The sequence below is a fragment of the Rhodococcus sp. UNC363MFTsu5.1 genome (genome assembly GCF_000686785.1).
Lineage (GTDB): Bacteria > Actinomycetota > Actinomycetes > Mycobacteriales > Mycobacteriaceae > Rhodococcus_G > Rhodococcus_G maanshanensis.
Window position 1 is genome coordinate 1 of sequence record NZ_JMLO01000037.1, and the last position, 12,280, is coordinate 12,280.

The 12,280-nt window shown below is 70.7% G+C and carries 13 protein-coding genes and 1 pseudogene; all 14 read right to left on the reverse strand.

The annotated features are described in order from the left end of the window. Positions 1–209 (reverse strand): annotated as a pseudogene (locus BR31_RS29800) (MspA family porin); the annotation flags it as partial. Positions 210–458: 249 nt separating this feature from the next. Beyond that, positions 459–986, reverse strand: coding sequence for a hypothetical protein (locus tag BR31_RS0122980; protein ID WP_231496678.1), 528 nt, complete (start codon positions 984–986; stop codon positions 459–461). A 64-nt stretch (positions 987–1,050) separates the two neighbouring features. Next, on the reverse strand, positions 1,051–3,954 hold the full coding sequence (locus BR31_RS0122985) for a UPF0182 family protein (protein ID WP_027503037.1): 2,904 nt from the start codon (positions 3,952–3,954) through the stop codon (positions 1,051–1,053). Positions 3,955–4,149: 195 nt separating this feature from the next. After that, positions 4,150–4,494 (reverse strand): phosphoribosyl-AMP cyclohydrolase, encoded by a 345-nt coding sequence (gene hisI, locus BR31_RS0122990; RefSeq protein ID WP_027503038.1) that lies wholly within the window; start codon positions 4,492–4,494, stop codon positions 4,150–4,152. Further along, positions 4,491–5,264: an imidazole glycerol phosphate synthase subunit HisF gene (gene hisF / locus BR31_RS0122995; RefSeq protein WP_027503039.1), complete on the reverse strand. Its 774-nt coding sequence runs from the start codon at positions 5,262–5,264 to the stop codon at positions 4,491–4,493. Before hisF ends, hisI begins: the two co-directional genes overlap by 4 nt. Then, positions 5,261–6,115, reverse strand: coding sequence for an inositol monophosphatase family protein (locus tag BR31_RS29805; protein WP_051637675.1), 855 nt, complete (start codon positions 6,113–6,115; stop codon positions 5,261–5,263). The genes hisF and BR31_RS29805 overlap by 4 nt, the downstream gene beginning before the upstream one ends. 8 nt (positions 6,116–6,123) lie before the next feature. After that, entirely contained in the window at positions 6,124–6,858 is a 735-nt protein-coding gene (gene priA / locus BR31_RS0123005; RefSeq protein WP_027503040.1) for a bifunctional 1-(5-phosphoribosyl)-5-((5-phosphoribosylamino)methylideneamino)imidazole-4-carboxamide isomerase/phosphoribosylanthranilate isomerase PriA, read from the reverse strand. A 19-nt stretch (positions 6,859–6,877) separates the two neighbouring features. After that, positions 6,878–7,144, reverse strand: coding sequence for a hypothetical protein (locus tag BR31_RS0123010; protein ID WP_027503041.1), 267 nt, complete (start codon positions 7,142–7,144; stop codon positions 6,878–6,880). After that, positions 7,141–7,770, reverse strand: a complete 630-nt coding sequence (gene hisH / locus BR31_RS0123015; protein ID WP_027503042.1) for an imidazole glycerol phosphate synthase subunit HisH — start codon at positions 7,768–7,770, stop codon at positions 7,141–7,143. The genes BR31_RS0123010 and hisH overlap by 4 nt, the downstream gene beginning before the upstream one ends. Then, the gene (locus tag BR31_RS0123020; protein ID WP_051637676.1) at positions 7,767–8,939 is read right to left on the reverse strand and encodes an MFS transporter; all 1,173 of its coding nucleotides are present in this window, start codon (positions 8,937–8,939) and stop codon (positions 7,767–7,769) included. Before BR31_RS0123020 ends, hisH begins: the two co-directional genes overlap by 4 nt. Beyond that, entirely contained in the window at positions 8,939–9,091 is a 153-nt protein-coding gene (locus BR31_RS31985; RefSeq protein WP_027503044.1) for a hypothetical protein, read from the reverse strand. Before BR31_RS31985 ends, BR31_RS0123020 begins: the two co-directional genes overlap by 1 nt. Positions 9,092–9,094: 3 nt before the next feature. Next, the gene (gene hisB / locus BR31_RS0123030; RefSeq protein WP_027503045.1) at positions 9,095–9,709 is read right to left on the reverse strand and encodes an imidazoleglycerol-phosphate dehydratase HisB; all 615 of its coding nucleotides are present in this window, start codon (positions 9,707–9,709) and stop codon (positions 9,095–9,097) included. Continuing rightward, complete coding sequence (locus BR31_RS0123035) at positions 9,706–10,857, reverse strand: histidinol-phosphate transaminase (RefSeq protein ID WP_027503046.1); 1,152 nt, start codon at positions 10,855–10,857, stop codon at positions 9,706–9,708. The genes hisB and BR31_RS0123035 overlap by 4 nt, the downstream gene beginning before the upstream one ends. Then, positions 10,854–12,191: a histidinol dehydrogenase gene (gene hisD, locus BR31_RS0123040; RefSeq protein WP_027503047.1), complete on the reverse strand. Its 1,338-nt coding sequence runs from the start codon at positions 12,189–12,191 to the stop codon at positions 10,854–10,856. The genes BR31_RS0123035 and hisD overlap by 4 nt, the downstream gene beginning before the upstream one ends. Between the last annotated feature and the right edge of the window lie 89 nt (positions 12,192–12,280).

A 12,280-nucleotide genomic window follows, 5' to 3' on the forward strand; every position in this document is an offset into this window, starting at 1 on the left:
CCGTTGGCGGCCAGCGACGGGGAGATCAGGGCGCTCTCGCCGGTGCGGGAGACGACCGCTCCCGGTCCGGCCTTCTGCCCGTCGGGCAGCGGCACGAGGGTGTCGGCACTCGCCGCACCGGTCGACATCAGGCCGATCGCCATCGCCGCAGCGGCGCCTGCGCCTGCGATGCGGGCGCCACGGCGCAGACCAGAGTTGTTGAAATTCATATCGTCCTTCTCATCATTGGGGCCCGATCAGGCCCGGGTTCGGAACAAGGCGGCCGTCAGCGCCCGACGACGACCACCAGAAAGGCGCGCAGAATCAGCCCGCCCACGGCCGCGGCGGGGAGGATTCTGCGGGAACGCTCCGCCCGCGCGGGCTCGTGAGCACGGCGCTGCCGGCGGAACGGTGAGGTGCGCGCGCGAACATGACCCTGCTCGGGCTGGCGCCAGGGCCGGGATGTCTGTCCGCGTCGACTAGGTGGACTGCGGCGGGCCGCGGGTGCCGGTGCCCGAGCCGACCAGCAGCCAACGGGCAGGCATCGGCCCGTCCGACGGGACGCAGTCAGCGACGGGACCCGGAACCGGCGCCTCGACGAACGGTGCCGGGATCCTCCTCGTCAACGCCGAAAGCGCTGCGACGCATCCGCGTTCACCGGCCCGGATCAACAGTGCCGAAACCGCGACGGCGGCGGCGTGCGCGGCGACCATTGCGGGACCGAGCTGCGGTCCGTGCGGATGAACCGCGCCCATCGCGAGCGCGACGTGCCCGATCGCCTGACCAAGCGTCAGCGCGGCCGCCACGATCAGCAGCTGATGTCGATCCACCCGCACGGACGCGATGGCGGCACCGATGGCCGCACACCCCAGCACCAGCAGGACCACCGAACTCTCCGTCGGCGCCGTGCCGCCGCCGAGCGCGTGGGCGGCGACGCTCACCGCTCCGGAGGTCGAGCCAACGAAGGCACCGCGCATACGCGCGATCGTCGTCTTCGGAGAGCCCACACGCGAAGACTACAAGGCACTACTACGACCGCTAGTACCCAGGATCGGTTGCCGGCTAAGGGATCTACCGGGGCGGCGCGGTCTGATAGGCGTCCACCGCCCGTTGCAGCCGGTCGAGCGCGTCACGGAGCTCCGCGATGGCCCTGTTCAGTTCGTCTGCCGTCGCGGGATTCATTGCCGCGGGCGGCGGCGGGCGAACCGGCTCCCCCGCAGGCGGCGGTGGCGGCGCGGGCCCCGCGCCCGATCCCGGCGCCGTGGCCGCGCCGCCGGTACCCGCCCCGAACACCTGGTCCAGCGCCTCCGCAAGGGTGGGCGCGTATCCCACCCGGACCCCACCCGTGGCCCCCGGCTCCCGGTAGCTGACCAGCAGGCGCGCGAGCTGAGGGAAGGTCGACGTGTTCTGCTCGGACGCGATCCGTTCGGTGAACAACGGCTCCACGTAGAGCACCCCGCCGTCAGCGATCGGCAGTGTCAGCAGGTTGCCGTACTGGATCCGGTTCGACCGCTCCAGCAGGGTCCGCTCCGACGCCACCCGGGTGTCCGAGATCATGGAGTTCTGGATCTGCTGGGGGCCCTGCGTCAGCGTGTCGGTCGGCAGTTCGAGCACGGTCAGCTTGCCGTAGTCCTGCGGATCGGAGTGCGCCGAGATGTAGGCGGAGAGGAACTCGCGCCGGAAGCCGACCATCGTGCTGGCCAGCCGGAAGGACGGCTCCGCCGTCGCCTGGTCCCCCACCAGCACGTAGAACGGCATCTGGTACGGGTTGGACTCGACCGTCGGGTCGCTGGGGACCGACCAGAATGCGTTGGTGGTGAAGAACTCTCGCGGATCATCGACGTGGTACTTCGCCAGCATCTCGCGCTGGATCTTGAACAGGTCCTGCGGGTAGCGGAAGTGGGCCCGCAGCTCGGAGGGAACGGAACTCTCGGGTTGCACCGTGCCGGGGAAGACGCTCATCCACGCCTTCAGCACCGGGTCCTGACGGTCGACCTGGTACAGGGTGACCGTGCCGTCGTACGCGTCGACGGTGGCCTTCACCGAGTTGCGGATGTACGAGACCTCCCCGCCCCGCCGCGTTGGCGCGGGCTCGCCGACCACCAGGTCCTCGAGCGAGCTGCGCTGGGCGTAGGGGTAGTTGTTCACCGTGGTGTACGCGTCGACGATCCACACGATCCGACCGCCAACCACGGCGGGGTAGGGGTCGTGGTCGGTGGTCAGCCATGGGGCCACCAGATGCACGCGCTCGGTCGGGGACCGATTGAAGATGATCCTCGATCCGGATCCGATGGCCTTGGAGAAGATGATGTTGCGCTCGGAGTACTTGACGGCGAACGCCATCCTGTTGAACCAGTTCCCGATGGAGACGCCGCCGGTCCCCGCGTAGGTGTAGGTGGAGGTGTCGGTGTCGTACTCGCGCGGCGCGGATCCCTCCGGGCCACCGACGATCGCATAGTCGGGATCGGTCCTCGCGATCAATTCACCGAAGTAGATGCGCGGCTGGTCCACTCGGATGATCTGGTGGCCGGAGGCCTGGGTGGCGATGTCACTGACCGTGTAGACGGGATAGCCGCTGTTGCTGCTCGAGGTGTCCCCCACCGCCTCCCGCACCGCGGCGTTCACCCGGTTCGCCGGTGCGGCAACGAATCCGTCGCCGTGGGTGTACACCGTGTGCTGGTTGACCCACTGGGTCTGATTGCCGCTCAGACTGCTCGGGGTCAGCTCGCGGGCCCCGACGACGTAGTCGCGCAGCTTGCCGTCGATCACGTACCGGTCGAGGTCGAGCGTCGCGGGGAAGGCGTAGAAGTTCTTGAGCTGCTGCTGCTGGATGAAGGTGTGCGAGAGCAGGTTCGGATCGAGCAGCCGGGCGTTCGCGATCGTCGTCACGTCGGCGGGCACGTCCCGGGGAGACCGGGTGCCGATGCCCGGGTACGGCTGGAACTCGACCTTGTCCGCGCCGATCCCGTAGGCCTGGCGGGTGGCCTCGATGTTGCGCTCGATGTACGGACTCTCCCGGTCGGCGGCATTGGGGCGGACCGAGAACTGCTCAACGGCCAGCGGCCAGACCGCGCCGACCAGGATCGAGGACAGCAGCAAGAGGATCGCTGCCAACGCGGGCACCCGGAGGTCGCGCAGCACGATCGCGGCGAAGAAAGCGGCGGCGCAGATGAGGGCGATCGCGAGCAGGATCAGTCGCGCCGGGAGCACCGCGTTGATGTCCGTGAAGCCGCCGCCGGTGAACGTGGGCTCCTTGCGGCCGCTCGAGAGCAGCGCGTACCGGTCGAACCAGTACGCGACGGCCTTGAGCAGGATGAACGTCCCCGCGAGCACCGCGAGATGGATACGGGCGGCCCGGCTCAGCGCGCCCTCGCTCCAGGAGACACGCACCCCGCCGAACAGGTAGTGGGTGCTCAGACTCGCCAGGAAGGCGAACACGGTCGCCACGAACAGCCAGTTCAGGACCGACCGATAGAAGGGCAGGTCGAAGACGTAGAAGCCGACGTCGAGGCCGAACTGCGGATCCGTGACCCCGAACGCGCCGCCGTGCAGGAACAGCTGAACCGTCTCCCAGTTCGCCTGCGCGATCAGACCGCACAGCAGTCCGAGGACGATGGGAATGCCAAGTCCGAACAGGCGCGGCCTGCGCTGCACGAAGTCCCGATAGATCCGGACCGGATCGTCCTCCGCCAGTCCCGGCAGGAAGACCGGTCGGGCCCGAAATGCCAGCAGTACCGCGAGGAACACGGCGCCACCGACGAGCACGGCCACCGCGACGAACAGCAGCAGCCGGGTGACCAGCATCGTCACCCAGACGGACCGGAATCCGACCTCACCGAACCAGAGCCAGCTCGTGTACATGCCCACCAGCACAGGGAGCACGACCAGGGCCGCCAGCAGGCCAACCGCGCACACCAGCAGGACCCGCGCGCGCCTGGACAGCTGCGGTAGACCTTCGACGGGCCGATTACCCACTTCCCACGCTCCAGGTCCGAGCGCGTCGCGGCCTACCGGCCTGTTCTCACCAGCGTCACCGCCGACGTGTGTCCGTTTCGCCCCATTCTACGGGCGCGGACCCGGACGGCGGGGTGTCGCCGCCACCTCCGCCGAGCGTGCACCTGCCGGCGCAAACCGCCAGGACGGTCGACGGGAGGTGCGCACTCGGCGGGGTCAGGAGTCGGCGAGCAGCACGTCCGCGTCGAAGCAGGTGTGGGTGCCGGTGTGGCAGGCCGCGCCCTCCTGGTCGACGATCAGCAGCACGCTGTCGCCGTCGCAGTCGAGCCGCACCTCGTGCACGTACTGGGTGTGCCCGGACGTCTCGCCCTTGACCCAGTACTGCTGGCGGGACCGCGAGTAGTAGGTCCCCTTGCGGGTTTCCAGGGTGCGTGCGAGGGCCTCGTCGTCCATCCAGGCGACCATCAGCACCGCACCGGTGGCCCGCTCCTGGGCGACCGCACTGAACAGTCCGGCATCGTTGCGCTTCAGCCGCGCGGCAATCGCGGGATCGAGACTCATCGGACCACGATACCTTCGGCGCGCATGGCGTCCTTGACCTGCGGGATCTCCAGCTCGCCGAAGTGGAAGACGCTCGCCGCGAGCACCGCGTCCGCCCCCGCCTGCACGGCGGGCGCGAAATGATCCACCGCGCCCGCGCCGCCACTGGCGATCACCGGCACGTGCACCGCGGCCCTCGCGGCCCGGATCATCGGCAGGTCGAACCCGGCCTTGGTGCCGTCCGCGTCCATCGAGTTCAGCAGGATCTCCCCCACCCCGAGCTCGGCGCCGCGCAGGGCCCACTCGATCGCGTCGATCCCGGTGCCGCGCCTGCCGCCGTGCGTGGTGACCTCCCAGCCGGACGGCGTAGGCGCCTGGCCCTCGGGCACGGTGCGCGCGTCCACCGACAGCACGATGCACTGCGACCCGAACCGCTCGCTGAGCTCGCGCAGTAGCTCCGGGCGCGCGATCGCGGCGGTGTTGACGCTGACCTTGTCCGCGCCCGCCCGCAGCAGGCGGTCCACGTCCTGCTCGGTGCGCACCCCGCCGCCGACCGTGAGCGGGATGAAGACCTGCTCGGCCGTGCGGGTCACGACGTCGATCATCGTGCCGCGGTCCGAGGTGGACGCGGTGACGTCGAGGAAGGTCAGCTCGTCCGCGCCCTGCGCGTCGTACAGCGCCGCCAACTCCACCGGATCACCGGCGTCGCGCAGGTTCTCGAAGTTCACGCCCTTCACGACGCGGCCCGCGTCCACGTCCAGACACGGGATGACCCGAACCGCCACCGTCATTGCGTCAGCCTTCCTGCCGGTAGCCCCGGGTCCCGGTCCAGGTAGTCACCCGGATCGCCCAGAGCCACAAGAATATTCAACACCTCTTCGTGCACCCCCGGCGCCGCGGCGAGCACCGAGGTCGACCCGATGTGCCATGGCGCGCCCGCCAGGTCGGTGACCACACCGCCCGCAGCGCGCACCAGGGCGACGCCGGGCGCGTTGTCCCAGGGGTTGTGGCCGAACACCACCGACGCGCCGAGCGCGCCACCGGCGGTGAAGGCCAGGTCGGCTCCGGTGCTGCCGTGCATCCGCAGCCGCCTGCTCACCCGGCTCAGTTCGCCGAGCGCCCGCACCCGGTAGGGCCCGGGGATCGGTCCCCTGCCGTCGACGTTGAACGCGCCGAACCCGACAAGCGAATCGGACAGCGACGCCTTCGCCAGCGGCGGCAGCGCCTCCCCGTTGCACAGCACCGGTCCGTCGACAACCGCCGCGTAGCGCCGGCCCATCGCGGGCAGCCAGGTCAGGCCGAGCACCGGGACCCCGTCGTCGAGCAGGGCCAGCAACATCCCCGCGGTCGGCAGGCCGGACGAGTAGTTCAGCGTGCCGTCGATCGGGTCCAGCACCCACACCGGCCCCTCGGTCAGGTCCTGACCGCCGAATTCCTCACCGTGCACACCGATTCCGGTCAGCTCGGTCAGTTCCGCGCTGAGCCGTCGTTCCAGCTCGAGGTCGAGTTCGGTGGCGAAGTCGCGGGAGCCCTTGCTCACCGCGCTCGGCGCGCCGACGCCGTCGAGAAAGCGCTCCTGCGCCGCGTCCAGCAGGCCGCTCGCGATGGAGAGCAGCTCGTGCGGGTCGCGGGGCAGGCTCATGTCCGGCGCTATCGCGAGACCGCGGCGATTGCCTCGGGAAGCGTGAACCGCCCGGCGTACAACGCCTTTCCGACGATGGAGCCCTCGACGCCCTGGTCGACCAGTCCGGCGATCGCGACGAGGTCCGCGATGCTGGACACCCCGCCGGAGGCCACGACCGGCGCCTTGGTGGCACCGCAGACCTGGCTGAGCAGCTCCAGGTTGGGGCCGGTGAGGGTGCCGTCCTTGCCGACATCGGTGACGACGTAGCGCGCGCAGCCGTCCCGGTCGAGGCGCTCGAGGGTCTCGAACAGGTCGCCGCCCTCGGTCACCCAGCCGCGTCCACGCAGCTGGTAGCGACCGTCGACGTTGCGGACATCGAGCCCGACCGCGATCCGGTCGCCGTACTCGCCGATGGCGCGGGCACACCACTCGGGGTTCTCGATGGCGGCGGTGCCGAGGTTGACGCGCGCGCAGCCGGTGGCCAGCGCGGCCCGCAGCGACTCGTCGTCGCGGATGCCTCCGGACAGTTCGACCTTCACGTCGAGTTCGCCGACCACCCCGGCGATCATCTCGCGGTTCGAGCCGCGACCGAAGGCGGCATCGAGGTCGACCAGGTGCACCCAGTCGGCACCGTCGTTCTGCCACGCGAGGGCGGCATCCCGGGGGGATCCGTAGCTCGTCTCGCTGCCGGCCTCTCCCTGAACGAGGCGAACAGCTTCACCGTTGGCAACATCTACAGCAGGCAAAAGGACCAGGCTCACGTGCGCCTACCCTAGTCCGTCACCGCGACGAGCCGGTTCCCGGGTCGCCCGCGCTCCGTTCCTCGTCCGCGGAGTCGTCGAGTGCACGCCGGGTCATCCGGGTGGAGACGAGGCCCATCGCGAGGATCGCACCCCCGACCCCGGCGAGGACGATGAGCAGTCCGAGCACCGGTCCCGGCTCGATCACCGCCAGCACGACGGTGGCGAGTGCGAGGACGGCGGCGGCGGAGCCGAGCGAGAACAGGGCGAGGCGCCCCATCGACAGGCCACGCCGCTGCCCGGTCACAGGCTGCGGACCCAGTTCTCCAGCAGCGCGGCGCCGGCGTCGCCGGACTTCTCCGGGTGGAACTGGGTGGCCGAGAGCGGCCCGTTCTCCACCGCGGCGAGGAACGGCCCGCCGTGGTCGGCCCAGGTCAGCTTCGCGGGCGCGATCAGGTCGGAGTCGGCGAGCTCCCACTTCTGGACGGCGTAGGAGTGCACGAAGTAGAACCGGGTGTCGACGTCGATTCCTGCGAACAGCACGCTGTCGGACGGGGCCTGCAGGGTGTTCCAGCCCATGTGCGGGAGTACCTCGGCCTGCAGCATCTCGACGGTGCCCGGCCACTCACCGCAGCCGTCGGCCTCCACGCCGTGCTCGACGCCCCGTTCGAACATGATCTGCATGCCGACGCAGATGCCGAGGACCGGCCTGCCGCCCGCGAGCCGCTGGCCGATGAGGCGCTCCCCACGCACCGCGCGCAGGCCCTCCATGCAGGCCGCGAAGGCGCCGACGCCGGGGACAACCAGTCCGTCCGCGGCCAGGGCGACGGCGGGGTCCGAGGTCACCTCGACGTCCGCACCGACGCGGGCGAGGGCTCGTTGGGCCGAGTGCAGGTTGCCGGAGCCGTAGTCGAGGAGCGCGACGGAGGTCATGCGGCAACTCTATCGGCCCGGGCCCACGCCACCGGAATCACCAGCGCGATAGCCGCGGCGGCGATCGCGAACACCCACGTGTACCCGGCGTTCTGGGCGACCACCCCCAGCGTGAGCGCACCGATTCCGGTCCCGGCGTCGTAGCTGATGTTCCATGCGGCGCTGGCCGCCCCGAGCTTGGACGGACCCGCGCCGGTGAACAGCCAGACCAACGCCTCGTTCTGGCAGGCCCCGAACCCGAGCCCGAACGCCACCGCGCCTGCCATCAGGAACCCGACCTGGCCGTCGCCGACCACCCCGGCCGCGAACAGCCCGGCACCGAGCGTCGCGCAGGCGAGCGCGGGCACCATCGAACGGCCGTGCCCGATCCTGTCCGCCAGTGCGCCCGCGCCGTACCGCCCGACCAGGATCGCCCCGCTGACCACCGCGAGCGCAACGCCCGCGATCGCCGCCCGGTCCTCGACCGCGATCGGGAGCAGGCTGGTGACCCCGCCGTATGCCGAGGCCACCACGACCATCGCCAGGCACGGCACCAGCAACAGGCCGAGCGGCAGGCGTCCGCGCGGGCCAGCCCCCGCCGGCCGTGGGATCGACGGCAGGGCGGCGATCGCGGCGATGGACAGCAACGGCACCAGCGCCCCGAGCACGAACACCAGCGAGGACTGGCCACGGCCGAACAGCGCCAGCCCCACCGGCAGGGCGACCATCTGGGCCAGCGAGATGGCGATGCCCTGGGCACCGGTCGCCCGGCCGAGGATCTCCTTCGGCGCCAACTCCCCGATCAGCGCGCTGCCGGCCACCGTCACCAGCCCGAAGCCGATCCCACGGACCGCCGAGATGATCAGCGCGGGAACGGCTTCGGTGGAAACGAGGAAGGCGAGCGAGGGTAGACCGAGCAGCAGACAGCCGACGGCGAGCACCCACCGGTACCCCAAGCTCCGCAACAGGGTCGGCGTGCAGAGTTGGGTGGCGACGGTGGTGCCCATGAAGATCGCGGTGCTCGCGCCCGCGAGTGCGTCCGAACCACCCGCCTGCGAGATCGCCAGCGGGACCACCGGCAACAGCAGCGACCACCCGCCGAAGGTGGTCGCGCCCATGAGGAACGCCACCGGCAGCCCTCGGGTACGCCAGAGTCCGCCGGGTGCCGTCGCCCCGGAGACCGTGCCCATCAGATCAACCGCAGGACCCCGCCCGCGGCCGCGATGATCGCCAGCGCGAGCAGCACGCCGGAGGCGAACTTGTTGACGGTCCACATCGAGTACGCGCCGCCGAGCGCGAACCCGGCCGCGATGAACAGGACGTAGATCAGCGCGTCACTCATGGTCTACAGCGCGCCCTTGGTCGACGGCACCCCGGTCACCCGCGGGTCCGGCTCGACGGCCTCGCGCAGCGCGCGGGCGACGGCCTTGAACTCGGCCTCGGTGATGTGGTGCTGGTCGCGACCGTAGAGCACCCGCACGTGCAGCGCGATCCGCGCGTTGGAGGCGATCGACTCGAACACGTGCCGGTTGATCACCGTGGCGTAGGGAACCCCCGGGTAGCCGCCGATGACGGCGTGCAGCATGTGCTCGGGTTCGCCGGTGTGCACGCAGTACGGACGGCCGGAGACGTCGACGGAGGCATGCGCGAGGGTCTCGTCCATCGGGACGAACGCGTCGCCGAAGCGCCGGATGCCCCGCTTGTCCCCGAGCGCCTGACCGAGCGCCTGACCCAGCACGATCGAGGTGTCCTCGACGGTGTGGTGGGCCTCGATCTCGATGTCGCCCTCGGCCTTGACTGTCAGGTCGAAGCTGGCGTGACTACCGAGCGCGGTCAGCATGTGGTCGAAGAACGGCACGCCGGTGGAGATGTCGACGATCCCGGTGCCGTCGAGGTTCAGCTCGACGGCGATGGAAGATTCCTTGGTGGTGCGCTCGACCTTCGCGATCCGCCCGGTCATCGTGTCTCCTCAGTGATCTCCGTTGTGACGAGTTCCGTTGCGACGAGCTTCTTGCTCACCCGCAACAGCTCGTCGTTCTCCGCGGCCAGGCCAATGGTCGCACGCAGGTAGCCCTCGATCCCCACATCCCGGATCAGCACTCCGTCGTCGAGGTAGCGCCGCCAGGTGGCGGCCGCGTTGGAGAACTGGCCGAACAGTAGGAAATTCGCGTCCGACTCGATCACCTGGAAGCCCATCGCGGAGAGCTCCGCCGACACCCTGTCGCGTTGCGCGGCGAGCTCAGCGACGCTGGCAAGGGTCTCGTCCGCGTGCCGCAGCGCCGCCCTGGCCGCGGCCTGGGTGATCACCGACAGGTGGTACGGAAGGCGCACCAGCAGAAGCGCTTCCACGACCGCGGGTGCCGCGGCGAGGTAACCCAGCCGACCGCCCGCGAAGGCGAAGGCCTTGCTCATCGTGCGGGTCACGACCAGCTTGGTCGGGAACTCGTCGATCAGCGTGATCGCGCTCGGGCCCGAGGAGAACTCGCCGTACGCCTCGTCCACGATGACGATGCCCGGTGCCGCGGTGAGGATGCGACGCAGGTCGGACAGCGGGACGCTGTGCCCGGTGGGATTGTTCGGGCTCGTGACGAACACGACGTCCGGTTTCTGCTGTGCGACCGCCGCGATCACCGCCTCCGGGTCGAGCGAGAAGTCCGACCGCCGGAAGACCGGCAGCCACCGGGTCTCGGTGCCGTCCGAGATGATCGGGTGCATCGAGTACGACGGCACGAAACCCATCGCGCTGCGACCCGGCCCGCCGAAGGCCTGCAGCAGCTGCTGCAGGATCTCGTTGGAGCCGTTGGCCGCCCACACGTTGTCGACGGTGACCGCGACGCCGGTCTGCCGGGTGAGGTACGCGGCCAGGTCGGTCCGCAGGGCCACCGCGTCGCGGTCCGGGTACCGGTGCAGCTCGGCGGCCGCCGCCCGGACCGACTCCGCGACGTCGTCGATCAGCGCACGGGTCGGCGGGTGCGGGTTCTCGTTGGTGTTCAGCTGCACGGGCACCGTCAACTGCGGTGCGCCGTAAGGAGACTTGCCGCGCAGGTTCTCTCGGATGGGTAGCTCGTCGATGCTCGCCGCCGCGCCGGGTACCGGACCGCCGCTCACCGAAGCGCCTCGAAGCGCAGCCGCACGGCCTCGCCGTGTGCGGGCAGGTCCTCGGCGTTCGCGAGGGCGATCACGTGACCGGAGACGTCCTTGAGGGCGGCCTCCGAGTAGTCGACGACGTGGATGCCGCGCAGGAAGGTCTGCACGCTCAACCCCGAGGAGTGGCGCGCGCAGCCCGCGGTCGGCAGCACGTGGTTCGAGCCCGCGCAGTAGTCACCGAGGCTGACCGGCGACCAGGGGCCGACGAAGATCGCGCCCGCGGAGCGGACCCTGGCGGCCACCGCCGACGCGTCCTCGGTCTGGATCTCGAGGTGCTCGGCCGCGTACGCGTTGACCACGCGCAGGCCGTCCTCGACGGAGGACACCAGCACCGTCCCGGACTGGCTGCCCGCCAGCGCCGTCGAGACCCGCTCGCTGTGCTTGGTGAGCTCGAGCTGGGCGGTGAGCGCGTCGTCCACAGCGTCCGCGAGCTCAACACTGGTGGTGACGAGCACGCTGGCGGCCATCACGTCGTGCTCGGCCTGGCTGATGAGGTCGGCGGCGACGTGCACCGGGTCGGCGGTGTGGTCGGCGAGGATCGCGATCTCGGTCGGTCCGGCCTCGGCGTCGATCCCGACGAGCCCGCGGCACAGCCGCTTCGCCGCGGTGACGTAGATGTTGCCCGGCCCGGTGATCAGGTCGACCGGCGCCAGTTCCGCGCCGTCGGTGTCGGTGCCGCCGTAGGCGAGCAGCGCGACGGCCTGGCCGCCGCCGACCGCCCACACCTCGTCGACGCCGAGCAGCTCGGCCGCGGCGAGGATGGTCGGGTGCGGCAGGCCACCGAAGTCGGCCTGCGGCGGCGAGGCCACGACGAGCGACTCGACGCCCGCGGCCTGCGCAGGCACGACGTTCATCACGACGGACGACGGGTAGACGGCGTTGCCGCCCGGCACGTAGAGGCCGACCCGGTCCACCGGCACCCAGCGCTCGGTCACCGTGCCGCCGGGCACCACCTGCGTGGTGGTGTCGGTGCGCCGCTGGTCGGCGTGCACGAGCCGGGTCCGCTCGATCGCGACCTCGAGGGCGGCGCGCACCGCCGGATCGAGCTCGGCGAGCGCCTTGGTCAGCTCGGCGCGGGGCACCCGCACCTGGTCCGGACGGACCCCGTCGAACTTCTCGCCGAACTCGAGGGCCGCCTCGGCGCCCCGGTCGCGGACCTCCTCGACCATCGGCCGCACCTGATGCAGCACCGCGTCCACATCCACTCCACCTCGGGGCAGCGCGGCCCTGAGTTCGGCCGTGGTGGGTGTTCGACCGCGGAGATCCACGCGGGCGAGCTCGGTGCGGGCAGGCATGAGGGTCCCTTCAGAGGAATGGGTTTGTACTGATTATTCAGGATAGGTCCACGCGATATTCCGCTGGCCGCCGCGACCGCGGGTTTCGT

Bases quoted from the DNA above. Each gene is read 5' to 3' on its own strand.
- BR31_RS29805 (WP_051637675.1), bottom strand. From the start codon at position 6,115: ATGAGCCTGCCCCGCGACCCGCACGAGCTGCTCTCCATCGCGAGCGGC.
- hisD (WP_027503047.1), bottom strand. From the start codon at position 12,191: ATGCCTGCCCGCACCGAGCTCGCCCGCGTGGATCTCCGCGGTCGAACA.
- hisH (WP_027503042.1), bottom strand. From the start codon at position 7,770: ATGACCTCCGTCGCGCTCCTCGACTACGGCTCCGGCAACCTGCACTCG.
- BR31_RS0123020 (WP_051637676.1), bottom strand. From the start codon at position 8,939: ATGGGCACGGTCTCCGGGGCGACGGCACCCGGCGGACTCTGGCGTACC.
- hisI (WP_027503038.1), bottom strand. From the start codon at position 4,494: ATGAGTCTCGATCCCGCGATTGCCGCGCGGCTGAAGCGCAACGATGCC.
- hisF (WP_027503039.1), bottom strand. From the start codon at position 5,264: ATGACGGTGGCGGTTCGGGTCATCCCGTGTCTGGACGTGGACGCGGGC.
- hisB (WP_027503045.1), bottom strand. From the start codon at position 9,709: ATGACCGGGCGGATCGCGAAGGTCGAGCGCACCACCAAGGAATCTTCC.
- BR31_RS31985 (WP_027503044.1), bottom strand. From the start codon at position 9,091: ATGAGTGACGCGCTGATCTACGTCCTGTTCATCGCGGCCGGGTTCGCG.